The organism is Marseilla massiliensis, from assembly GCF_023336985.1.
GTDB classification, from domain to species: Bacteria; Bacteroidota; Bacteroidia; order Bacteroidales; family Bacteroidaceae; genus Prevotella; species Prevotella intestinigallinarum.
Genome location: NZ_JAMBLP010000010.1, coordinates 1 through 22,903, shown reverse-complemented (window position 1 = coordinate 22,903; position 22,903 = coordinate 1). Strand labels below are relative to the sequence as shown.

The 22,903-nt window shown below is 60.1% G+C and carries 15 protein-coding genes and 1 pseudogene; 4 read left to right on the top strand and 12 right to left on the bottom strand.

Annotated elements, in window-relative coordinates:
• Positions 1-206 precede the first annotated feature (206 nt).
• Complete coding sequence (locus M3089_RS08625; protein WP_249083390.1) at positions 207-1,454, top strand: CotH kinase family protein; 1,248 nt, start codon at positions 207-209, stop codon at positions 1,452-1,454.
• Between the two features lie 485 nt (positions 1,455-1,939).
• On the opposite strand, the gene M3089_RS08620 is transcribed toward M3089_RS08625, so the two are convergent.
• The 7 genes and pseudogenes from M3089_RS08620 to M3089_RS08585 all read right to left on the bottom strand — a co-directional run bounded on the left by M3089_RS08620 (position 1,940) and on the right by M3089_RS08585 (position 9,894).
• The gene (locus M3089_RS08620) at positions 1,940-2,536 is read right to left on the bottom strand and encodes a DUF3109 family protein (RefSeq protein ID WP_249083386.1); all 597 of its coding nucleotides are present in this window, start codon (positions 2,534-2,536) and stop codon (positions 1,940-1,942) included.
• Positions 2,537-2,689: 153 nt separating this feature from the next.
• Complete coding sequence (locus M3089_RS08615) at positions 2,690-3,799, bottom strand: ABC transporter permease (protein ID WP_249083384.1); 1,110 nt, start codon at positions 3,797-3,799, stop codon at positions 2,690-2,692.
• A 98-nt stretch (positions 3,800-3,897) separates the two neighbouring features.
• Positions 3,898-4,986, bottom strand: a complete 1,089-nt coding sequence (locus tag M3089_RS08610) for an ABC transporter permease (RefSeq protein WP_249083382.1) — start codon at positions 4,984-4,986, stop codon at positions 3,898-3,900.
• Positions 4,987-5,006: 20 nt separating this feature from the next.
• A pseudogene (locus M3089_RS15965) lies at positions 5,007-6,643 on the bottom strand (ATP-binding cassette domain-containing protein).
• 89 nt (positions 6,644-6,732) lie between these two features.
• Positions 6,733-7,626 (bottom strand): HlyD family secretion protein, encoded by an 894-nt coding sequence (locus M3089_RS08595; protein ID WP_249083378.1) that lies wholly within the window; start codon positions 7,624-7,626, stop codon positions 6,733-6,735.
• Between the two features lie 12 nt (positions 7,627-7,638).
• Entirely contained in the window at positions 7,639-8,913 is a 1,275-nt protein-coding gene (locus M3089_RS08590; protein ID WP_249083376.1) for a TolC family protein, read from the bottom strand.
• A 345-nt stretch (positions 8,914-9,258) separates the two neighbouring features.
• Entirely contained in the window at positions 9,259-9,894 is a 636-nt protein-coding gene (locus tag M3089_RS08585) for a ribonuclease HII (RefSeq protein ID WP_249083374.1), read from the bottom strand.
• Between the two features lie 415 nt (positions 9,895-10,309).
• Here M3089_RS08585 and M3089_RS08580 point away from each other — a divergent pair, with 415 nt between their 5' ends.
• The 3 genes from M3089_RS08580 to M3089_RS08570 all read left to right on the top strand — a co-directional run bounded on the left by M3089_RS08580 (position 10,310) and on the right by M3089_RS08570 (position 15,970).
• Positions 10,310-13,567 (top strand): choice-of-anchor J domain-containing protein, encoded by a 3,258-nt coding sequence (locus M3089_RS08580; protein WP_249083372.1) that lies wholly within the window; start codon positions 10,310-10,312, stop codon positions 13,565-13,567.
• A complete protein-coding gene (locus tag M3089_RS08575; RefSeq protein WP_249083370.1) occupies positions 13,564-15,357 on the top strand; it encodes an Omp28-related outer membrane protein in 1,794 nt (597 codons plus the stop codon). The genes M3089_RS08580 and M3089_RS08575 overlap by 4 nt, the downstream gene beginning before the upstream one ends.
• 307 nt (positions 15,358-15,664) lie before the next feature.
• Positions 15,665-15,970, top strand: a complete 306-nt coding sequence (locus M3089_RS08570; protein ID WP_249083368.1) for a hypothetical protein — start codon at positions 15,665-15,667, stop codon at positions 15,968-15,970.
• Positions 15,971-16,413: 443 nt separating this feature from the next.
• Here M3089_RS08570 and M3089_RS08565 read toward each other — a convergent pair whose 3' ends face one another.
• The 5 genes from M3089_RS08565 to M3089_RS08545 all read right to left on the bottom strand — a co-directional run bounded on the left by M3089_RS08565 (position 16,414) and on the right by M3089_RS08545 (position 22,803).
• A complete protein-coding gene (locus M3089_RS08565) occupies positions 16,414-17,631 on the bottom strand; it encodes a cysteine desulfurase (protein ID WP_249083367.1) in 1,218 nt (405 codons plus the stop codon).
• Positions 17,632-17,665: 34 nt separating this feature from the next.
• Positions 17,666-19,042, bottom strand: a complete 1,377-nt coding sequence (gene sufD, locus M3089_RS08560; RefSeq protein WP_249083365.1) for a Fe-S cluster assembly protein SufD — start codon at positions 19,040-19,042, stop codon at positions 17,666-17,668.
• A gap of 1 nt (position 19,043) precedes the next feature.
• Entirely contained in the window at positions 19,044-19,799 is a 756-nt protein-coding gene (gene sufC, locus M3089_RS08555) for a Fe-S cluster assembly ATPase SufC (protein ID WP_249083363.1), read from the bottom strand.
• A 78-nt stretch (positions 19,800-19,877) separates the two neighbouring features.
• Positions 19,878-21,332, bottom strand: coding sequence for a Fe-S cluster assembly protein SufB (gene sufB / locus M3089_RS08550; RefSeq protein WP_249083361.1), 1,455 nt, complete (start codon positions 21,330-21,332; stop codon positions 19,878-19,880).
• A gap of 568 nt (positions 21,333-21,900) precedes the next feature.
• Positions 21,901-22,803 (bottom strand): helix-turn-helix domain-containing protein, encoded by a 903-nt coding sequence (locus M3089_RS08545; protein ID WP_249083359.1) that lies wholly within the window; start codon positions 22,801-22,803, stop codon positions 21,901-21,903.
• Positions 22,804-22,903: the final 100 nt, after the last annotated feature.

The following is a 22,903-nucleotide window of genomic DNA, read 5'->3' as shown; positions in this document are numbered from 1 at the left end:
CAATATAAGTAGGTGTTCAAAATTAATTGCCATCAAATTGTGCGCTATTTCGGCGATGCATGCCAAAGTCCGAAGAGAGAGCGTAGCGGGCTACGCGACCGATGAGACTTTGGTATGCGGCCCGAAAGAGCACACAAGATGGTGGCAAAGGTATAGAGGACACCTGCAAGGTCTATTGTATCGGTTAATTTTGAACACCTACTTATATGTATATGCGTTTCATAGCCTTGCTTGCGGCCGTCATGGCCGTGGCGTCTTCGGCCGTTGCCGAAGGCAACCTGCCTACAGTTTTTATAGATACGCCGGGCTCGAAGCCGGCAGACAGCCGTGACAAATGGGTGGCCGACTGCCGCCTTAGGGTGGTCTCGCCCGATGGAATCGTGCTTTTTGAGACCAAAAGCGCCGAAATAAAGGGTCGCGGCCACTCCACGTTGGCCAAGCCAAAGAAGCCGATGGCCATACGGCTTGGCAAGCGGACGCCACTGCTCGGCATGGCCGGAGGCAAGCGTTGGGTGCTGCTGGCCGACTTCATGGACCACAGCCGGCTGCGCAACAGGCTCGCCCTGGCCATGGCCCGGGCCACCTGCATGGACTGGACGCCGGCCTGCCGCCATGTCGACGTGGTGCTCAACGGGAGGCCTCAGGGCTGCTACCTGCTGGCCGAGCAGGTGAGGGTGGCCCGCGGCCGCGTTGACATTGACGAGCGCAGGGGCGTATTGCTCGAGGTCGACGCCTACGACGACGGCGACCCTCGCTTTGTCACAGCCGTGCGACGGCTGCCGGTCAACGTTAAGTCGCCGTCGAAACCGTCGGCCGCCATGGTAGACTCCATACGCCTATTTCTCGATGAAATCGAGCAAAATCTGTACTCTTCGCCCCAAAATGGGCGTTTTGAGACATGGCGCCACATGCGTCTCGACACCTTTGCCGACTGGTGGCTGGTGAACGAGATGGCCCAGAATGCCGAGCCCAACGGCCCACGCAGCTGCTATATGTATCGCGATGCAGGCGGCTTGCTTGCCGCCGGGCCTGTGTGGGACTTCGACCTTGCGTTCATCACCGTGGGCCTCGACGGCGGCGGCGACCTGCGGCCGGCCCGCCTCAACCGCCCCGATGCCGTGAGGCTCACTACAGACAGCGTTTACAACCGCCGCGCGCTGTGGTACGACCGCCTGCTTTCCGACTCGTCGTTTGTGGCCCTCGTGGTCTCTCGGTGGACAGCGCTCAGGCCCCGTTGGGCCGCCCTGGCCGACAGCCTTGTGATTTGGCGGCGCGAGATAGAGCCGTCGGCTCTGGCCGACGAGGCCCTGTGGCGCGGCCAAGACCCGGCCCGCTTCGACACCTGCACCACCTTCCGCGCGTCGGCCGACAACCTGCGCGCCACATACCTTCGCCGCTTCGCGGCCATGGACAGCATTGTTGCGGCCCTGCGCCGCCAGTCAGGCGCGCGCTGACTTTTGTCGGCTTGTTTGTGACACCCGATAAACATAGGGGGCTTAAACGTACAGGGAGTGATGGAGTTAGAGTACAATGGCATTATTCAAGGAATTGTTTTAGGAGTTAAGGAGTTAGGAAGTAAAGGAGTTAAGACAATAGTTTAGTGGATATTTTGGCGACAGAAGGCAGGGGACAGGAGTGCAGGCATTTGTCCTTTAACTCCATATAACTCCTCAAAATTCCATAAATCCCGCAAGAAGGACTATTGTCTTAACTCCTTTACTTCCTAACTCCTTGACTCCTAAAAATGCCCCTGGGTTTATCCAGTGAGCCGCCACCCCGATGCGCCGGCGCATTGTAAAACGGCCTGTTTGGCGCTCTCATACGGCCCGTTTGGGCGGGCGTCCGGGCCGCTGTGGGCCCATCATCTTTGTTTTGTCTGAAAATAGTCACGGCCCGGCAGGCTGGCTGTGTGGCTGATGCCGTGCTTCCGCGTCCATGGTCAGAGCATGCCCTGGCGGTGCAGCTCGTCGGCCGTGGCCACCAGCTCGGCATACCACTGCTCGCCAAACCGCCTCTTGAGCGGCCCCTCCAGAAACCTGTAGAGCGGCAGACGGAGCTCGCGCCCTTTCACCACGGCCGGCCGGCATATATCCCACCGGTTGTAGTTCAGGCCCACCAGCCCGCCGGCAAACGTCTTCTCGCGCAGCGGGTAGAGCGCGCAGCTTATGGGTTTGCAGAAGTCTGTCAGCCCCGCCCGGCAGGCCCGTTCGAGCGCGCACAGGCAGCAGCCGTCCTCGTGGCAGGTGAACACGCAGTCGCGCCCGCCCACAATGCTCGTCACGAGCTCGCCTTCGGGGTCGGTGCAGGCCACCCCCTGCCGGTCGATCACTGCCTGCGCCCCGGCCGACAGGCTGCCCCACACCGTGTCGAGCGAGTCTTCCATGGCCGCAATCTCGTCGAGCGTCACGGGCGCCCCGGCGTCGCCTTCCACGCAGCATGCGCCGTGGCATGCGTCGAGGTCGCAGCAGAAGCATTCTGTGAATACGTCGGGCGACACGAGCACGTCGCCCACTTGGATGATAGGTGGTATGTTCATTGTTGCTTGTCTGTGGTTGGTTGCGTAGGCTTGCCGCCGCGGCCTGTTGCCGCCTCCGGCTTTCGGGCGGCAAAGTTACTCATTTTCCGCCGATGTGCAAGGGCCGCGCGCCCACTTTTTGGCGTTCGCCGCCAAGGCCGGCGTGGCCGCGCGTCAGTTGCTCTTCTTGTAGCTTGCCACGGCCCAGGCGTTCAGCACCACGGCAAATCCGCCCAGCCACATCAGTTCGCGGGCCAGCTCCGCCGGCGAGCTTCCGCGCAGGTAGGCCAGCCTCATGGCCTTCGTGAAGTATCTCATGGGGTTTAGCGTGGTTATCTTCTGCGCCCATTCGGGCATGCTCTCGATGGGAGTGAACAGTCCGCACGTTAGCATCATCAGTATCAGGAAGAAGAACATGAGGAACATGGCCTGCTGCATGGTGTCTGAATAGTTGGATATCACCATGCCCATGGCCGACGCCACGAGTATGTAGACGGCCGAGAAGAGCACTATCGACGGCAGCCCTTGCAGCGGCGAGATGCCGTGGACGGCCCATGCAAAGGCAACGCCGAACGAGAGCGAGAGCAGCCCTATGGCCCAGTTTGGCATCAGCTTGGCCAGTATGAACAGGCTCTTCGGCACCGGCGTCACGTTGATTTGCTCAATCGTCCCGGCCTCTTTCTCGCCCACAATGTTGAGTGCCGTCAGGGCGCAGCACAGCAGCGTGATGAGCACGGCAATCAGTCCGGGCACCATGAACACCTTGTAGTCGAGCGTGGGGTTGTATCGGTAGAGCGTGGCCGGGCCGGCCCCGGCCGCCATCCCTTGCGCCGCCCGGGCTTCGCTGCCGCCCTCTTCGGCGGCAAAGGCGGCAATGACGGCCGACAGGTATTGCGACCCGAGGCCGCCGCGCACACCGTTCACCGAGTTGGCCGCCACCGTCACCTGCGGCTCTTCGCCCCGGCCGCGGCTCTTGGCGAAGCCCCGCGGTATCTCGAGCACGATGTCGGCCGAGCCCTCCTCGATGCCCTTCATGGCCTTGCCGTAGGTGGGCTCGTAGCCCGCGACGCTGAAGCAGCCCGACGCCTCCACCTTCTGCGCGAGCCTTTGCGAGGCCTGGCTGCGGTCGTTGTCGACGATGCAGACCTTCACGTCGGTCACTTCCTGGCTGGTGACATAGGGGAACACCACTATGGTCATGATGGGAAGGATGACCATCATCTTCGACAGGAAGGTGTTGCGGACAATCTGCTTGAACTCTTTTTCCAGTAGATACTTGAGCATAGTTGGCTATTGTTGTGGTTAGTTGTTGCCGCCCTGCGCTGCAGCCTTGCCGCTGCGGCTTGGCGGCTTGCGGCCCGTCAGGGCGGCCCGGGTGCCGTTCAGCACAGCCTCACCTTGAATTTCTTCATGGCGGCAGCCATGAGCACCACCGCCATGAGCGCTATGATGCACAGTTCCTTGGCAAACGACTCGGGCCCGGTGCCCTCGATCATTATCTTGCGCACGGCCGAGATATACCACCGTGCGGGTATTATGTCGGATATCCAGCGCAGCGCCGCCGGCATGTTCTCTATCGGGAAGATGAGCCCCGAGAACACCAGCGTGGGCATCATCAGCCCAATGCCCGACACGAGCAGGGCCGACATCTGCCTGTCTACGAGCGTCGAGATGAGCAGCCCGAGCGCCAGCGCCACCACGATGAACAGCACCGAGGCCACCGAAAGCCACGCTATGCTGCCGCGTATGGGCACGCCCATGACGAAGACCGCCAGCAGCAGCACCGTGACGATGTTGACCACCGAGAGCGTGAAGTATGGCGCCATCTTCGAGAGTATGATGTGCAGCGGCTTCATGGGCGAGGCCAGGAGCACCTCCATGGTGCCCGTCTCCTTCTCGCGCACTATGGCCACCGATGTCATCATGGCGCAGATGAGCATCAGCACGAGGCCCATCACGCCCGGTACGAAGTTGTATGAGCTTTTCTGCTGTGGGTTGTAGAGCATCCGCGTGTGTATGCCTATGCCCCCTCCGGTGCCGGCGGCGGTGGCCATCACGCCCTGTGCGTAGGCCGTGAGCATGGCCGCCTGGTTGGGGTCGGTGCCGTCGGCAATCACCTGTATGGCCGTTTCTCCTGCTGGCTTGCCCATGGTGGCGGCAAAGTCGGGGCCGAACACGAGCGCCATGCTTATCTCTCCGCGGCTGAAAAGCTCGTCGATGCGTGCCATTGTCGGCGCTTCCTCGACTATGGTAAACCACTTGCTGGCCCTGAAAGCCTCCTTTATGCGCAGCGTCCGGGCGTCTTTCGATGCGTCGAACACAGCCATGCGCGCGTTGTTAAGCTCGGTCTTGATGGCGTATCCCAGGGCCATCACCAGCACGAGCGGCATGGCCAGCAGTATGAGCAGCGTGCGCCTGTCGCGGAATATCTGCAGAAACTCTTTCTTGACGAATGACTTGAACTGTCTCATCTTGTAGGTTTTGATGGTTGTCAGTCAGACTGCCGTGTGGCCTTGCGGGCCAGTCGGCGGAACACCTCGTCCATGGTGGGCGCCTCGAATTGCCGTTTCAGTGCGGCGGGCCTGTCGAGGGCCTCTATCCGTCCGTCCACCATTATGCTCACGCGGTCGCAGTATTCGGCCTCGTCCATGTAGTGGGTGGTCACGAATACGGTTATCCCGCTGTCGGCGGCGCTGTATATCAGTTCCCAGAAACGGCGTCGGGCGGCCGGGTCGACGCCCCCCGTGGGCTCGTCGAGAAACACCACCCGAGGCTTGTGGAATATGGCAACAGAGAACGCCAGCTTCTGTTTCCAGCCCAGCGGCAGGGCCTTTACGAGCGTGTCGCGCTCGCCTTCGAGGCCCAGCCTGCATAGCATCTCGTCGGTCTTTGTGGCCGTTTGGCGTGCGCCGAGGCCGTAGATGCCCCCGAACAGCCTCAGGTTCTCCCACACCTTCAGGTCTTCATAGAGCGAGAAACGCTGGCTCATGTAGCCTATGTTGCGCTTTACCATCTCCGGTTGCGTGGCTATGTCGTATCCCGCCACGCTGCCGCTGCCCTCCGTCGGGCGGCTCAGTCCGCAGAGCATCCGCATGGCCGTGGTCTTGCCGGCGCCGTTGGCGCCGAGGAATCCGAATATCTCGCCGCGCCCGACGTCGAACGATATGTGGTCGACGGCGGTGAAGTTGCCGAACCTCTTGGTCAGCCTGTCTGTGTGAATCACTGTCTCTCTCATCCGTGTCATTCCTCTTTTTGGCTCAAAAGCATGAAGCAGTCCTCCACCGTGGGGGCCGTCTGCTCTATGCATACGGCCTTGTGCCCCAGCGCGGCAAGGTGGCTTTGCAGGTCGGCGGGGGCCGTGCCCGGTGCCAGCGTCACGTGGAACGCGTCGCCGAACGAGAAGGCCGATGCCGCCCCGGGGTAGCCGGCCAGGTCGGCCATGAGCCTGTGCATGTCGACGGAGCGCACGGCGTAGAGCGCCGTGGGGTATCGGCCTACAATGCCCCCGGGCGTGTCGGTGCCCAGCAGCGAGCCGTCTTTGACCAGCGCGATGCGGTCGCAGAGCGTGGCCTCGTCCATGTAGGGTGTCGACACGAGTATCGTTATGCCCTCGTTGCGCAGTTTCAGCAGCATGGCCCAGAACTCCTTGCGCGAGACGGGGTCGACGCCGGTGGTCGGTTCGTCGAGCAGCAGCACCTCGGGCTTGTGTATCAGCGCGCAGCTCAGGGCCAGTTTCTGCTTCATGCCGCCCGAAAGCTTGCCGGCGGGGCGCTTCCTGAACGGCTCTATCTGGCGGTAGATGTCGTCCACCAGGTGGCGGTTGGCCTCGACGGTGGTGCCGAACACCGTTGCGAAGAACTCGAGGTTTTCCTCTACTGTCAGGTCGGGGTATAGCGAAAACCGCCCCGGCATGTAGCCGATGATGCCCCTGACGGCCCGGTAGTCGGCCACCACGTCGAGCCCGCCCACGGTTGCCCGCCCGCTGTCGGGCAGCATCAGCGTGGCCAATATCCTGAACAGCGTTGTCTTGCCGGCCCCGTCGGGGCCGATGATACCGAAGAGTTCGCCCCGGCCAACGTCGAGGCTCAGGTTGCCGACGGCCTTCACCCGGCCGTAGCTCTTGGCTATGTGGTCAACCACTACACTGTGTCTGCTCATTGTCTGTTGCGTGTTTGGTGCCCGTCGCGGCCTGTGGCGCATCCCGCGGGGGCCTCCGTTCAGAAGTCAACCTCGCCGTACATGCCCCTCTTTATGTATCCGTCGTTTTTCACTGCCACCTTGATGGCATACACAAGGTTGGCCCGCTCGTCGCGCGTCTGTATGGTCTTGGGCGTAAACTCGGCCTTGTCGGATATCCATTCCACCACGCCCCCGTATTCGCGGCTGCCGCTCTCGCCGTCGTCGGCATACACCTTCACCTTCTGGCCAATCTTGATGCGTGTGAGCAGCGGGGCCGTCACATAGGCCCGCAGGCGCATCCGCGAGATGTCGCCCACGGTGAACAGGCTGCGCCCCTCGGCCGCCAGCTCGCCCCGCTCGGCATACTTGGCCAGCACGGTGCCGCCCGTAGGACACACAATGGCACACTTGGCCATGCGGTCTTCCACCTGTGCTATCTGCGCCTCGATGGCCCTGGCCTGCGCTCCGGCGCCGCTGTTGCCCTTTTCGAGCGTCTCTTGCTGCGCCTTGAGTTGCGCCCTTAGCGCGTCGAGCCGGGCGTTGATGTCGTCGAGTTGCTTGGCGTTGGCCGCCTTTTGGGCCACGAGCGCCTCGAAGCGCCGCCTCTCCCGCTCGGCCGTGGCTATCTCGCTGCGCAGTGCCGCCACCTGCCTTGCCACGTTGTAGCGGCGGCTGTCGGCAGCCTGGAGCGACGCTTCGAGCTCGGCTCTCTTGAGCGACAGCTGCACGGTGTCAATCTGGCCCACGGTCTGCCCGGCGCTCAGTGTCTGCCCCTCTTCGGCGTCGAGGCGCATAATCTCGCCGGCCCCCCGGGCCGACACTGTCACTTCGGTGGTCTCGAACACGCCCGAGGCGTCGTGGCCGTCGCCGCCGTTGCTGCACGATGCCGCGGCCAGGGCCGCCGCAAGTGCCAAAAACGCTGATGGTCTCATAGTCGTTGTGCGTTAGTTGTTGGTTGCAAACTTCAGGTTGTAGATGGCTTCGAGCCGCTGCGTCTCGTGCAGAATCTTGTCTTGCACGGCAGCGTGCTCGGCGTTGATGTCGGTGGCCAGGTCGGTGCCCGATATCGTTCCCCGCTCCATCTTTGCCACCGATGCCTGCTTGACGCTTCGCCTGAGGCGTATTATCTCGTCGTCGTAGCCTATCATCTCGTCGTATTTCCTTATCTCGGCCGAGCGTTGCGCCGTGTCGAGGGCGGTGTCGAAGACAAATGCCTCGCGCCTGTTTGCCACCTCGTCGATGCCCGTCTCTATGCGGCGCCGGTCGGCCTTGGCCGTATACAGGGCCCCTATGTTCCACTGCAGCCTCACGCCGGCTATGCCGAACAGCCTGAATCGGTCGTCGAACATGTCGAGCCCGGGCTTGCCGTAGCCCCCTGTGGCAAACAGGCTGAGGCGCGGCATGAGCCCGGCGGTTATGGCCGAGCCCTGTGTGCGCAGCGCCGCGGCCTGCGCGTCGTAGAGCGACAGTTCGGGGCGGCGGTTGGCGGCGGCCGTCGGCGGCGTCGCGCCTGTGGGCCGGGCCAGTTGCGTTGTGCTGTCCACGGGCTCGCCTATGAGCAGCGAGAGCATGGCCCCGAGCCCGGCCCTGGTGGCCTTCAGCTGCGCCTCGGCCTGCCTGGCCCTGGCCAGGTCTACGTGCAGCGCGTCGGCGTCCGACTGGTTGGCCAGTCCGCCGGCCATGCAGGCTTCAACCCTCCGGCAGTTGCTGGCCAGCTCGTCTTGCAGCAGGCGGTTCTGCCCCAGTTGCGCGTCGACGAGCAGCAGGCCGAAGAACACCCTGTTCACCCGTGCGTTCACCGCGTAGAGGTTCACGTCGGTCTGCCGCCTGTCGGCCTCTGCCTGTGCGCGCACCGCCTTTCGCCGCGAGCTGATGTTGCCCCCGTCCCATATCGACTGGCTCAGGTCTATGGTGGCCTTGTACTGGTCGCGGCTCATGGTGGGTATCTCTATGCCGTCCACGCCGATGCTGCCCAGATCGATGGGTATGTCGGTCACGTCGCTCTGCACCGACGCCTGGGCCGACAGGGCCAGCTGCGGCAGGTAGCCCTTGGCTGCGCGTGCCAGGTCGATGCCCTCGGTCTTGTCTATCAGCGAGTATCGTTTTATGAGCGGGTAGTTGGCCCTTGCCTTTTCGTAGCACTGCTCAATGGTCAGTTGGGCGCGGCAGGTGAGGCATGCGGCGAGTGCCAGGGCTATGCAGAATGGTCTTGTCGTCATGGCTGTTGGGTGGTTAGTCGGTTTTGATTAGGTTTCTCTGTGTATTCCGCAGGGCCATTGCGCCACGTGCGGAACCATGATGCAAATATACATATAAAAACGTCCGGGCGCTATGCTTTTAATGTTTATTAACCGCCAATTGGCTATACGGTTCTGCCAGATGGGCCGTTTTGCCTGCCGGTATGGGCCGTTTTGCACTCTGAAACGGCCCGTTTTGCACTGCCATACGGCCCGTTTTGCCAACAGGCTGGCTGCCAGGCGGTTGCGCTTGCAGCCCGTCCGGCTCTTTTCCGTGCCCCGTCGGCGTGGCCGCCCCCGGGCCTTGGCGCCCCGTCGGCGTTGCGCTCACTGTCCGTCGTCGGGCCAGAGCGTCAGCTGCGTGTTGCCCAGCAGGTTGAACGTCCGCCGATGGAATGGGGTGATTCCGAATGTTTTTATTGCATTTCGGTGGTTTTTCGTGGGGTAGCCTTTGTTGCTCTGCCAATCGTATTGGGGGTATTGTTCGGCCAGTTTGTCCATGTAGTCGTCGCGATAAGTCTTGGCCAGAATGCTCGCGGCGGCTATGGCAAGATACTTTCCGTCGCCTTTCACTATGGTGGAATAGGGCAGGCCGGCGTAAGGCTTAAACCGGTTGCCGTCTACAATCACGGCTTCCGGTCGCACCTTGAGGGCGTCGAGGGCGCGGTGCATGGCCAGAATGCTGGCGTTGAGAATGTTGATGCGGTCAATCTCTTCGGGCGTCACAATGCCCACGGCCCATGCCACGGCGTCGCGCTCAATCTCTTCGCGCAGGCGGTTGCGGCTCTTGGCCGACAGCTGTTTTGAGTCGTTGAGGGCGTCGTTGCGGTAGTCGGGCGGCAGAATCACGGCGGCGGCATAAACGCTTCCGGCCAGGCACCCGCGCCCGGCCTCGTCGCATCCGGCCTCGACGAGCCCGTCGTAGTAATGGCTCTCGAGCGCGGCAGGCTTCAGTTTTGTCATTTCCAGGTTCGTTTTGCGGTTGTTGTCTGTGTTGGCGTCGCGCCGCCGGGCGGTTTGTCGCCACAATAATGATAACCGCCGTGGCCGCGGTTTTATTGTGTCGCGCCTTCACTTGTTTGCCTCTGCGCCGCAATCCGTGCCACAGGCCTGTATGTGCCGCGCCGCTCCGCCGGGCGTTTGGCGGGCGTGGCGGCTTTAAGTTTCTGTTGCATTTGGCTCCTGTTTTATTAAATAATATGTAATATGGCGGTTTGTTGTCTATCTTACAATCTTAAGAAATATATAGCTCAAATCTGGCAAACCGAAAGTTTTATATCTCACAAAGAATATTTTTGTGTATTTATTTTGTGTTTTTAAAAGATTGTGTTATATTTGCCGGCGAATAATCGTTAACATTAACCAACAATTGATGCGTATGAAAACTTTACCAGCTTTAATCATTGCCTTTGGCTTGAGCATTGCAACGTACGCTCAGCAGTTGCCCGGCAAGCCGGCGGACATACTGCCAAAGACATTCAACCCACTGAATTTGCAACGCCAGTATGATGGCAAACTACTAATGGAACAGGCGGCGAAGCACAGGCAGGTGCTGTCGAGTCATCCTGTGGCAAGGCCCAAGCCTACGGGCCTGAAGCGCGCCGACGGCCAGTCGGTAGACACCGTGGCTTATTTCACCGCAGCCCAGACATACATGAAAAACTATTCGTTCACCTACGACGGCGGCGACATCAAGATATACGACATAGGCATTGCCGTCGACGGGACGAAGGTAACGTTTAAGAACCTGTTCAACCTCTACGACCCCGACAACACGTATTACGTCAACACGGAGTATCCCGTGGAGGGCGTTTACGACCCGCAGCAGAAGACAATCACCATACCCGCGTCAACCAACTTTGCCAACGCAACGGTTGTGGGCATACTTGGCGGGGCCTATGTGGGCACGCTCATTTGCGGCACCGTTGACGAAGAGGGCACGCTAAGCCCCCAGACGGAGCTGGTGTTCAACGTTGAAGGCGACTTCGAGGCCATCACCACCGACCAAAGCTTCGGCGTGGCGCAATACACGGCCAACGGGTCGCAGTCGTACGGGCAGTATGTCACTTACCGCAGTTTTAGGGCCGTGCTGCCCAAGGCCGGCTCACAGCTGGTGGCCTTCAACAGCAGCTTCGACTTCGGCACTACATTCCCCAACACGCCTATCGACCGCAGCGTGACGCTGATAAACATGGGGGCCGACGCCGCCGACTTCGTCACGACGGTAGAGTCTGACGGCGAGTCGTTCACGTCGGCCGACGGCATGGGCTCCGTTGGCGGCCAAGACACGGCGAGCGTCACGTTCAGGTTCTCGGCCGCCGAGCCCGGCGAGTATGAGGGCATAGCCATGATTGAGTATGAGAACGCGGCCGGCAGCGCCGAGCCCATACTGATGCTGCTCGGTGGGGTGGTTGAGCCCTTTCCCGACTACAGCGGCATCGTGAAGGGCGGCGACTTCGAGTTCTCCACCGGAGTGGACTATCCTTTTGCCATGCAGACCCTCGACGACGGCACAGCCGTGGCGCAGTCGATGACCCACGGCGACGGCAACGCCTCGTCGTGGCTCAACGTCAAGTTCACCGTGCCCGACGGGCAGGTGGGCCGCTTCTCGTGGAAAGGCAAGAGCTTCAACACCGGCTACTGGTACTCAAACGCCGGCGGGATGTTCGTCGACGACATGAACACGGCCTATGCCAGCTATACCGACGCCGAGGCGACCATCGACGGCGAGGTGGAACTGGCCCCGGGCGAGCACAATGTGAAGTTCCAGTATGACAGCTACTATTACTCCGGCATCGACGACAACCACCTGTATGTCTACGACCTGTGCCTGGAGAGCAGTCCGGCCGACGCCAACGCGGCCGAGCTGGTGACGCCGACGGTAGACTTCGGCAACTTCATCGTTGATGGCAACACCGTAGAGGGAGAGGCCGAGATAACGCTCCTCAACAAGGGGCTCGCCCCGCTCACGGTCAATGCCGTGGGGTGTGACAACGAGGCCTTTACGGTGCTGAGGCCCTCGGGCTCTGCCGAGATACTTAAGCAGCTGGCTGTGCAGGTAGCGTTCAGGGCCGACAAGGCCGGCACCTACGAGGGAAAGGCCACGCTGGAGACCAGCGCCGGCAACTTCGAGGTGACGCTGAAGGCATTTGTTAGGGATATGCCCGACTTCAGCAAGATAGTGGCCGAGGGCGCAGAGAGCATGACGTTCACGACCAACTCGCAGAGCCCGTTCATCGTAGAGGGCGACATGGCCTACAACGCAAGCTCGCAGCAGCCCGACTACACGGCCAACACGTCGTGGCTGCAGGTAAACTTCTCGGTGCCCTCGGGCAAGATCGGCTACCTCTCGTGGGACGGACACTCGTATGGCACGCCGGGCGCAAGCTACTCGGGCGACTACTCCACGTTTGAGATATCCCACCCGATGAACAGCGGCATGACCTACGCCTTCGGCGATACCGACGCCGGCTCGGAGGCAGTGTTCGGCAGCAGTGATTCGTGGAGGTCGTTCCTGACCTGCATCCCCGGCGACCATTACATCAAGTTCTCGTTCTACCAGTGTGGCGACACGGTGTTCCACGGCAAAGACCGCCTCGAGCTGAGCAACCTCAGGCTGCACGTCATCGACTTCGAGGAGCACTCGGCCGAGCTGCTCGACACCGAGGTGGTGTTCGACTCCACCTATGTGGGCAACCAGCGGTACACCGTGGCCAGGGTGAGGCTGCACAACACGGGCAGCCTTGACCTCGTGGTCAACTCGATAGAGGGCAACGCCCCGTTCTACGGGATAACGCCAACGTCTGCCGCGGCGTTCGACAAGGAGCTCGAAGTGGAGCTGTGGTTCTACCCGTCGGAGCCGGGCGACTTCGAGGGACAGCTGACAATAAAGACCAACGCCGGCGACTTCGTGGTAGACTGCAAGGGAGTGGCGCGCAGCTCTGACGGCTTGCTGCTCATCGGCGACATTGAAGACCAGGCCTACGGATGGAGCTATTACGATGCCGACCTCGACGGGGAGTGCTGGAACCTGGGCTACAACCTCTTCGCTGGCTACTATCCCGAGTGGTGCCACGGAGGCAACGACTGCATAGGCTCGGCGTCATACAGTTTCTACAACGGCGACATTGAGCCCGACAACTGGCTGTTCTCGCCTGCCATAACCATTCCTGCCGACGGCGCGGTGATGCGTTGGTATGCCGCTTCGCACAGTTCGAACAGGCCAAGCGAGACATACAGCGTCTACGTGGCAACGCCCGAGCAGGTGGCCGATGCCGGCAGCCTTGGCTCGCTCACGCCGTTGCTCACCCAGACGCTCGACACCCTCGATGCCAGCGTGTGGCGCGAGAACGTGGTAGACCTGGGCGACTACGCCGGGCAGACGGTCAACATCTGCTTCCGCCACCACGACTGCATGGGCCAGTATGTGCTCAAGCTCGACGACATATTCGTGTTCACACGCGACGGATGGGCCTCGGGCATCAAGCCTGCGGCGTCTCCCACGGCCAAGCCTGTGGCCCAGGAGATTTACAACGCGGCCGGAGTGCGCGTCGCGACGCTGGCACGCGGACTGAACATAGTGAAGGTTTATTATGACGACGGTACCGTAAGGACTAACAAAATATTGAGGAAATGATGAAGAAGACCATTTTATCTATCATGGCAATGCTCTCGCTCGGGCTGCAGGGATATGCAGATGTGTCGGGCATCAACGTGGGGTATTGCAACGGGGAAGTGAGCACGAGCGGCAACATTGCCTCGTCTGAGAAAGATGTTTGGATAAGCGCTGCAATCTATATTCCCGCCGGCACCATTGCGACATACGGCGGCAACAGCATAGACTCCATAAGGGCGGGACTGGCATCGAAGCTCAATGTGGACACGCTGACGGTGTGGGTGCGCAGCGAACTCGACGGCGACAACATCGCCGAGGGCCGTATCACCACCGACTCTGAGGTTAAGATTGCGAAAGGATGGAACGTGGTGGGGCTCGAGACGCCTTACGACATACCCGAGGATGGCTCCGGAGGCCTTTACATTGGCTACTCGTTCCATCAGAAGGGGGCTTCGTTCGGGCTCTCCACGCTGTCGGTGCCTACTCCGGGCGGCCTCTATGTCAAGATGCCGGGCGAAGAGTGGGCCGACAGGGGCAGCGAGGGGACGCTGTGTGTTGAGGGGCTTGTGTATGGCGACAGGCTGCCTTCGGTAAACCTTGCGCTCACAGATGTGAGCCTGCAAAAGCGTTACGCAATACAGAAAGGCACTCTCACGGTGTCGGGAAGCGTCAAGAACCTGGCCACGGTGACCGTCAGCGGCTTTGACGTCATTGTCGATGCTGAGGGCGGGACTGGCCCTTGCGCGGCGCATGTAGACGCAAACCTGGCATACAACGAGACGATGGACTTCAGCGTTACGGTTGAGCCGGGCATAACGGACGAGGGCGACGGAGTGAGCGAAGCCACCGTGACGATAGGCAACATTGCCGAGGGGGCCGACGAAGACCCGTCTGACAACATGCTTTCCGGGTCGTTTGAGGTGGTGACGCACGATTTCACGCGCAACATCATCGTCGAGGAATTCACCACGGAGCAATGCCCCAACTGTCCGCGCGTGGCCGCCTACATCAATGATGCCCTCGAGTCGGGCCAGTACGACGGCCGTGTTTTCGTTGCCTGCCACCATTCGGGGTATTACACCGACTGGCTCACGGCCTCGTTTGCAACCGACTATCTGTGGTTCTACAACGCCGGGGGAAGCACCTATGCGCCTGCCATGATGATAGACCGCTATAACTTCAGCGGTAGCACGCCGGTGATGTGCCCCACGTCGCAGGGCGAGATGGAGGCTTACTGGAACGCTCGGCTGGCCGAGCCGGCTTACGTTTCGATGGAGGTTGAGGCCGCCGTTGACGAGGCAGACAACAACAAGGTCAGGGTGACGGTGAGCGGGGCGAAGTCAATCGACGCCATTTGCGACAATCCGCGCATCACTGTCTACCTGCTCGAAGACGGAATAAGCGCGAGGAGCCAGGCCGGGGCGTCGGGCAGTTTCACCCACAACCATGTGGTGAGGGCCTGCAACAGCACGTGGGGCGACGCCATAGAGTGGACCGGCGACGACTATGTCTACTCTTGCGAGTTTGTGTTGAGCTCCCAGTGGGTGCGCGACAACCTGCAGGCTGTGGCCTTCATATATAATTACGACGACGAGGATGCCACGGCATGTGAGGTTGCCAATGCCGGTGGAATAAGGTATGCCGACTTTGAAAACGCCGTTGCCGACGGCATAACGGCTGCAGAGGCCGATGCGACCGAAGCCGCTGCATACTACACTCTGTCGGGCGACAGGGTGGCGGAGGGCAACCTGAGCAGTGGCATATACATAGTTAAGTCGGCCGGAAAGTGCCGTAAGGTGGTTGTAAAGTAGTGTTGGTTGAAGCCTGTTGAGGCTTCAGCAGGGTCATGGCCCCCGCCGGTTGGTGCCGGCGGGGGCCTTTTCTGTGCTGCCGGCATGCCGGCCCTCGGCGGCTGCCGGCCCTCGGCACGGCTTCCGGGGCTGTCGGCGGAGATGGCTGCGTGGCCATTGGCTGATGGTGGTTCTTGTTTGGCCGTGATTGTGAACGGTTGTTAATGCTTAGTAATTGTTAACCAACAAACTTGCAGAATGAACATATTGTGCGCAAAAGATAGGTTACTTTGCATCGTACGATTAAACAAACAAGACAATAATATATATGGAAATGAAAGAGGAAATGACATTGACAACCGGTGTGAGGGTGGCAGACGGCACAGCCACGGCATCCGTCATGGTGGCAAAGGCGGCACGGAGAGTGCTCTCGCCTTTGGCAAAGTATTACTCTGGAGTGCTCGGTGTGGAGCTTGGCATCAGGCAGACGTTGAAGCTGTTGAACGCCCAAGCGGCGTTTTTCCTGACGGTTTTTCCTGTCGACTGCCCCCTGGCGCTACGCGCGGCCTGCCTTGCGTGGCTCGTGGCGGCGCTGGGCGGATGTCGCCGTCTGGGGCTGAAGGTGGAGGAATGAGCGGCATCGGCGGTCTCGGCCACGGTGTCTTTCACCGGCCGGTTGCGGCATTCGGCCCATTGAAATGGTGTGGTTGGCAACGCTGATATTGCCAGGCAGACAGAATAAAGTTATGCCCCGGCCTGCAAGCCTTGTGTTGGTTTGCAGGCCGGGGCATGTGTTTTTCCCGTTGCCGGGCTTTTTCCTGGCATTCATTTGCCTTCCGTCGGGCGGCACATTTGGCTGCGCCTTGCCGCCGTTGTTGGCCCTTTGCCGATGGAATGGGGCTTTTTCTGCACTTTCTTTGCTGTTTTGCAGCCATTCACGGGCGTAGTGGCGGTTTGCCTGTTTGCTCCCAACCTGCTTGCGCCAATGCCCGCCATGGTATACATGCAAGGGCTTGTGGCCTGTCGTCGGCAGGCGTCGTGTTGGGCGGGGCGGCACATGTGGGCTGCCGCCGGCGGTCAGAACATGCGGCTAACGCGGCGCACTCCGTCGACGAGGGCGTCCACTTCGTCTTTCGTGTTGTACAGGGCGAACGACGCACGCACCGTTCCGAGTATGCCCAGACGGTCCATCAGGGGCTGTGCGCAGTGGTGACCCGTGCGCACGGCAATGCCCAGCCGGTCGAGCAGGGTGCCCATGTCGAGGTGGTGGATGTCGCCCACGAGGAACGAAACGACGGCGTCCTTATGGTCGGATTGGCCGAAAAGCCTGATTCCATCGATGCCGCCGAGTTGCTCCATGCAGTAAGTGGTGAGCTCGTGCTCGTGGGCCGTGATGTTGTCGAGGCCAATCCGCCCGATGTATTCGATGGCCTTTGCCAGTCCGTGTGTGGCGATGTAGTCGGGCGTGCCGGCCTCAAACTTGAACGGCAGGTGCTCAAACACCGTCTTCTCGAAGCTCACGCTCTCTATCATCTCGCCGCCGCCCTGGTATGGCGGCAGCCGGTCGAGCCACTCCTCCTTGCCGTAGAGCACGCCGATGCCGGTGGGCCCGTACATCTTGTGGCCGCTGAACACGAAGAAGTCGCAGTCCATCGAGCGCACGTCGACCTTGAAGTGAGGGGCGCTCTGCGCCCCGTCAACCATCACGGGCACGTTGTGCGAGTGGGCGATGCGTATGATTTCTTCCACCGGGTTGACCGTTCCGAGCACGTTGCTCACGTGGGCTATGCTCACAATTTTAGTCCTTTCGGTGAACAAATCGTCGATTCCATCGGTGACTAGGTTGCCGCGGTCGTCCATCGGAATCACCTTTATCGTGATGCCGCGCTTGGCTGCCTGCAGCTGCCATGGCACTATGTTGGAGTGGTGTTCCATTACGGAGACAATCACCTCGTCGCCCGGTTGCATGAACGCCTCGGCGAAAGACGAGGCCACGAGGTTGATGCTCTCGGTGGTGCCGCGCGTGAATATGATTTCGGTTGTGCTTCCGGCATTGATAAAGCTGCGCACGGTTTCGCGCGCAGCTTCATGCAAGTCGGTTGCCTGCTGTGACAGATAATGCACTCCCCGGTGCACGTTGGCATTGGCATTGAGGTATTCGTCGCGCATGGCGTCGAGCACGCACAATGGCTTTTGCGTAGTGGCGGCGTTGTCGAGGTATACGAGCGGCTTGTCGTAAACCGTCCTCGACAGTATCGGGAAGTCCTTTCTTATGGCGTTAACGTCGTAATTCATCTTGCTCATGTTGGCTGTTGGGTGTCGGTGTTGTTTATTTGCACAGGTTGCATCCTTCGCATTTGTTGAGCTCTCCCCTGAACCTTTTCTCCACCAGGTAGTGCAGCCGGTCGCGCAGCGGTGCCAGTTGCATCTGGTCGATCACCTCGTTGATGAAGGCAAACTCAAGCAGAAGCTTGGCTTCCTTGACCGGTATCCCGCGCTGCTGCATGTAGAACATGGCGGCGTCGTTGAGCTGCCCGACGGTAGATCCGTGTGCGCATTTCACGTCGTCGGCATATATCTCCAGCATGGGCTGGGTGTACATGCGTGCCTCCTTGGTTGCGCACAGGTTCTGGTTGGTTTCCTGCGAGACAGTCTTCTGTGCCCCGTGGCGCACCAGCACCCTCCCGGCAAAAGCGCCGGTGGCGTGTCCGTCGAGCACATACTTGTACAGTTCGTTGCTTGTGCAGTGCGGCACGCGGTGGTCTATGAGCGTGTTGTTGTCAACGTGTTGCTGCTTGTCGGCAATCACGCAGCCGCAAAGGTTGCACTCGGCGCCCTCGCCGCAGAATGCCAGGTCGGTCTTGTTGCGTGTCACCCCGTTGTGCAGCGTGATGATGTTGTGGTTCACCCGGCTGTTGGCTTGCTGCTCTATGTAGAGGTTGCTCACCCTTGTGTTCTTGGCGTGGGTTTCCTCCAGGCAGTAAAGGTCGAGCCCGGCGTTGTCTCCCACGTATGCCTCGATGACCTGTGTGGTGAGGAACTTGCGGTCGTCGACGGCGTGGTCGCAGAACAGCAGCTTTATCTCGGCTTCCGGTTCCACTATGATGAGCACGCGGCGGTTGGCCATCAGGTCGACGTCGGAGCGCAGTATGTTTATCACCTGCACCGTGCGGTCAACCTTTGTGCCCTTGGGCACATACACAAGCAGTCCGTCTTGCGCCATCATTGTGTTGAGGGCGGTTATCGCATCGCCGTCGGTCTTGGCTATGCGCGAGTAGTATTTCCCGATGAGATGGGGCATTTTCGCGGCTTCTTCGGCCAAAGAGCCAATTATTACGCCTTCGGGCAGGTGGCCTTTGGGTTGCAGTTTGGTATAGAAAGCGTCGTTGACCACGAAGTAAAGCGATGTGCTCAGGTTGGGCACGTCGCACCTGAAGGCCTCGTAAGGGTTGACCGGTATTTCCAGCCTGTTAAGGTTGAGGCCGTAGTCGGGAGCGAAGAGCGGCGCCATGTCGGTGTACTTGTACCGTTCCACCTTCCTTGTGGGCAGCCCTTGCCGGCAGAAGTCGTCGTAGGCGGCGTCCCGCGGGGCGTTCATCACGTCGCAACTGTGGCTGTGTATCATGTCGCGGCATTGCGCGTAGATGTCCATGTACTGCCTTGCTGCGTCGCTGCCTGTTGTCTTGGGTTTGTCGTTGCCAGCCATGTCAGTCCTCCCCTGCTTCCGCTTTAATCCAGTCGAAGCCCCGCTCTTCAATCTCGTGTGCCAGCTCGGGCCCTCCTGTCTTCACTATCCTTCCTTTGTAGAGCACGTGCACCACGTCGGGCTTCAGTATGTCGAGCAGCCTCTGATAGTGCGTGATGACGATGCAGCTGGTGTCGGGCGTCTTGAGCTTGTTGACGCCTTCGGCCACTATGCGCAGCGCGTCGACGTCGAGCCCGGAGTCGGTCTCGTCGAGAATCGACAGCTTCGGCTCCAGCATGGCCATCTGGAATATCTCGTTGCGCTTCTTCTCGCCGCCGCTGAAGCCCTCGTTCACCGAGCGGTTGGCGAGCTTGCTGTCAAGCTCCACTATCTTCCTCTTCTCTCTTGAGAGCTTCAGGAAGTCGGCTGCGCTCAGCGGCTCCTTGCCTTCATACTTGCGCTTTTCGTTGATTGCCGTGCGCATGAAGTTGGTCATCGACACCCCGGGAATCTCCACGGGGTACTGGAACGACAGGAACAGGCCCTCGTGCGCCCTGTCTTCGGGGTTCATCTCCAGCAGGTCTTTGCCGTTGAACGTGGCCGAGCCGCTTGTCACCTCGTAGAGCGGGTTGCCCACGAGCACAGCGCTCAGTGTTGATTTTCCCGAACCGTTGGGGCCCATGATGGCGTGGGTCTCGCCGTCTTTTATGGTGAGGTTGATGCCTCTCAGTATCTCTTTGTCGCCAATCTTGGCGTGCAGGTCTTTTACTTCTAACATATATGCTTGTTGTGATTGGTGTTCTTTGATTCTGTTATTGTGCTTGGCGTGCAGGCTCCGTCGTGCTGTGGCATGCCGTCAGCCCACCGTTCCCTCGAGCGATACGCTCAGGAGCTTCTGCGCTTCAACCGCAAACTCCATGGGCAGCTTGTTGAGCACCTCCTTGGCATAGCCGTTCACGATGAGCCCCACGGCCTGTTCCGTAGGTATGCCCCGCTGGTTGCAGTAGAACAGCTGGTCTTCGCTTATCTTGCTTGTCGTGGCTTCGTGCTCTATTACTGCCGTGTCGTTGTGTATGTCCATGTAGGGGAAGGTGTGGGCTCCGCAGTCGCTGCCCAGCAGCAGCGAGTCGCACGACGAGTAGTTGCGCGCTCCCTCGGCCGCCGGTGCCACCCTGACCAGTCCGCGGTAAGAGTTCTGGCTCTTGCCGGCAGATATGCCTTTGCTTATTATGGTGCTCTTGGTGTTGCGCCCGAGGTGTATCATCTTGGTGCCGGTGTCGGCTTCCTGGTAGTTGTTTGTGACCGCCACCGAATAGAATTCGGCCACCGAGTTGTCGCCGCGGAGTATGCACGAGGGGTACTTCCACGTCACGGCGGAGCCCGTTTCCACCTGTGTCCACGACAGCTTGCTGCCTTCGCCGCGCAGGTCGCCGCGCTTGGTCACCAGGTTGAGCACTCCGCCCCGGCCCTGCTCGTCGCCGGGATACCAGTTCTGCACGGTCGAGTATTTCACCTCGGCCCTGTCTTTCACCACAATCTCGACGATGGCGGCGTGCAGCTGGTTCTCGTCGCGCATGGGGGCGGTGCAACCCTCCAGGTATGACACATACGAGTCGTCGTCGGCCACTATCAGCGTGCGCTCAAACTGGCCCGTGTTGCGTGCGTTGATGCGGAAGTAGGAGCTGAGCTCCATGGGGCACCTCACGCCCTTGGGGATGTAGACGAACGACCCGTCGCTGAACACGGCGCTGTTGAGCGCTGCGAAGAAGTTGTCGGAGCTGGGGACCACCATTCCGAGGTATTCCCTTACCAGTTCGGGGTGCATCTTGATGGCGTCGCCGATGGAGCAGAATATGATTCCCTTTTTGGCCAGTTCCTCTTTGAACGTCGTCTTCACCGACACGGAGTCCATGATGGCGTCGACGGCCACCCCGCTCAGCGCCAGTCGCTCTTCGAGCGGTATGCCCAGCTTGTCGAAGGTCTTCATCAGTTCCGGGTCTATTTCCTTCTTGTCACTCTTCCTGCCGGCCATGGGGTCGGCGTAGTAGGATATGGCCTGGTAGTCTATCTCCGGCAGGTGGACGTGCGCCCACGCCGGCTGGGTCATGCCCTGCCATCGCTTGAAGGCTTTCAGGCGGAAGTCGAGCATCCACTGAGGTTCGCCTTTTTTCTGCGATATTAGTCGGACAACGTCCTCGTTCAGGCCTTTTTCTATTATTTCGGTGTGTACGTCGGTGGTGAAGCCGTATTCGTATTTCTGCTCTGCCACCTGCCGCACAAACTCGTTTTGCTTGTTTGTTGTGCTGTCCATATTGATTACTCTTAATCGCGCCGGCCGTTGTGTGGCCTGGGCGTGTATCTGATTGCAAAGTTAATAAATTCACTCACTCTCAGCAAGCATTTGACCAAAAAAGTTGGGAGGGGCACTTGTTTAGGAATATTTGTCCGATTTATGTTTCAATATTGCGCCGTCGATGCCCCCGAATATTTCTGGTTGTGTTGCTGAATGCCGCTTGCAGGCTTGTAATTGCCTGTGAAATGTGAGTGTTGTTCATCGGGGGCGGCGCGTTCCCGGCGTTGCCCGGCCCTGTGTGGGGGCTGCCCCCGGCGTTGCCCGGCGGCCTGTCGGCCCGGTCCGTCGGGCTGCTTTTTGTAAGCATTTGTTCCATCTTGCCGCGCCGAAGCCCCGGCCGCGCCAAGCCGCTGTGGCCCAGAGGGTTGGCTCCGACGGCCGTTTCATGATGCAAAACGGGGCGTCCGGCATGGCCAAACGTGCTGTTTGGTTGTGTCGGATGCCCCGTTTTGCGTTGCTTCGCCGCCGCCTTGGCGGCGCGTGCGGTGTGGTGTCGTGATTTTTCCGCGCCGGCCTTGCCTGCCGTTCAGTTTCTCCTGTGGCGCGATTGCTCCTTCCTGTACGACGAGGGCGAGAGTCCGACGTGCTCCTTGAAGTACTTGCCCAGGAACGACTGGTTGGGGAAGTGCATGTCGGTGGCAATCTCCTTGATGCTCTTCGACGAGTTTTTGAGCCTCAGCCTGAGCTCGAGCGTCACGTAGTTGTCTATCCATTCGTTGGGCGTGCGCCGGCTCACCTGCTTCACCGTCTCGGCCAGGTATTTGGGCGTTATGCACATTTGCTCGGCGTACCACGACACGCGCCTCTCGCTCTTGAAGTTGCCCTCGACGAGCCTGATGAACTCGGTGAAGATGATGTCGGCCCTTGGTCGCTTGCTGATGCCCCTGGTCTCCATGTGGTGGATGATGGCGTTGAGGTCGTAGAACATGGCCAGCACGAGCGCCTGCACCACTTTGCGGCGGAAGGGGTTGGATGTGTCGGCAGTCTTGCTCTGCAGTATCCTGAAGTAGTTGGTGAACATCTTGGCGTTATTCTCGCTGACGCTCACCACGGGGTTTGTGCGCGAGAAGATGAGCATTGCCGATATGTCGCTCACGTTGCGTATGGTCTCGTAGTAAAAGTTCATCGACATGAACATGCCGATGCATTCCAGGTCGGGGCTGGCCGTGTAGTTCTCGGTCACCCTTCGCTCTGATATTATCACTATGTCGTTTTTCTTCACTGTGATTTCCTCGGTGTCGATTGTATAGCTCGCGGTGCCCGCTGTGCACAGACCCACGAAGATGAAGGTTGTGCGGCGCGGCTCCTTGGGCAGTTGAATCTTACTGGCGTCATCGTAGAGCGCTATGTCGTTGTCGATGAAGTCGGTTGTTTTCATATCGGCCTTTGCTGTGTCGAAGTTGGTGTCGATGATTTGTCGTTTATCCATCGTTGGCATTTTTATTTGTTGTTTGATGTGCCACAGGCGGGGGCCGTCGGAATGTCCTCCCGGACTTGCATTGCTTTGAGCCCGCAATGGGGGTGGGCAG

Coding starts and splice junctions, on each gene's coding strand:
- M3089_RS08610 (WP_249083382.1), bottom strand. CDS start 4,986: ATGAGACAGTTCAAGTCATTCGTCAAGAAAGAGTTTCTGCAGATATTC.
- sufC (WP_249083363.1), bottom strand. CDS start 19,799: ATGTTAGAAGTAAAAGACCTGCACGCCAAGATTGGCGACAAAGAGATA.
- M3089_RS08570 (WP_249083368.1), top strand. CDS start 15,665: ATGGAAATGAAAGAGGAAATGACATTGACAACCGGTGTGAGGGTGGCA.
- M3089_RS08615 (WP_249083384.1), bottom strand. CDS start 3,799: ATGCTCAAGTATCTACTGGAAAAAGAGTTCAAGCAGATTGTCCGCAAC.
- M3089_RS08590 (WP_249083376.1), bottom strand. CDS start 8,913: ATGACGACAAGACCATTCTGCATAGCCCTGGCACTCGCCGCATGCCTC.
- M3089_RS08565 (WP_249083367.1), bottom strand. CDS start 17,631: ATGAATTACGACGTTAACGCCATAAGAAAGGACTTCCCGATACTGTCG.
- M3089_RS08545 (WP_249083359.1), bottom strand. CDS start 22,803: ATGGATAAACGACAAATCATCGACACCAACTTCGACACAGCAAAGGCC.
- M3089_RS08580 (WP_249083372.1), top strand. CDS start 10,310: ATGAAAACTTTACCAGCTTTAATCATTGCCTTTGGCTTGAGCATTGCA.
- M3089_RS08620 (WP_249083386.1), bottom strand. CDS start 2,536: ATGAACATACCACCTATCATCCAAGTGGGCGACGTGCTCGTGTCGCCC.
- M3089_RS08575 (WP_249083370.1), top strand. CDS start 13,564: ATGATGAAGAAGACCATTTTATCTATCATGGCAATGCTCTCGCTCGGG.
- M3089_RS08595 (WP_249083378.1), bottom strand. CDS start 7,626: ATGAGACCATCAGCGTTTTTGGCACTTGCGGCGGCCCTGGCCGCGGCA.
- M3089_RS08585 (WP_249083374.1), bottom strand. CDS start 9,894: ATGACAAAACTGAAGCCTGCCGCGCTCGAGAGCCATTACTACGACGGG.
- sufB (WP_249083361.1), bottom strand. CDS start 21,332: ATGGACAGCACAACAAACAAGCAAAACGAGTTTGTGCGGCAGGTGGCA.
- M3089_RS08625 (WP_249083390.1), top strand. CDS start 207: ATGTATATGCGTTTCATAGCCTTGCTTGCGGCCGTCATGGCCGTGGCG.
- sufD (WP_249083365.1), bottom strand. CDS start 19,042: ATGGCTGGCAACGACAAACCCAAGACAACAGGCAGCGACGCAGCAAGG.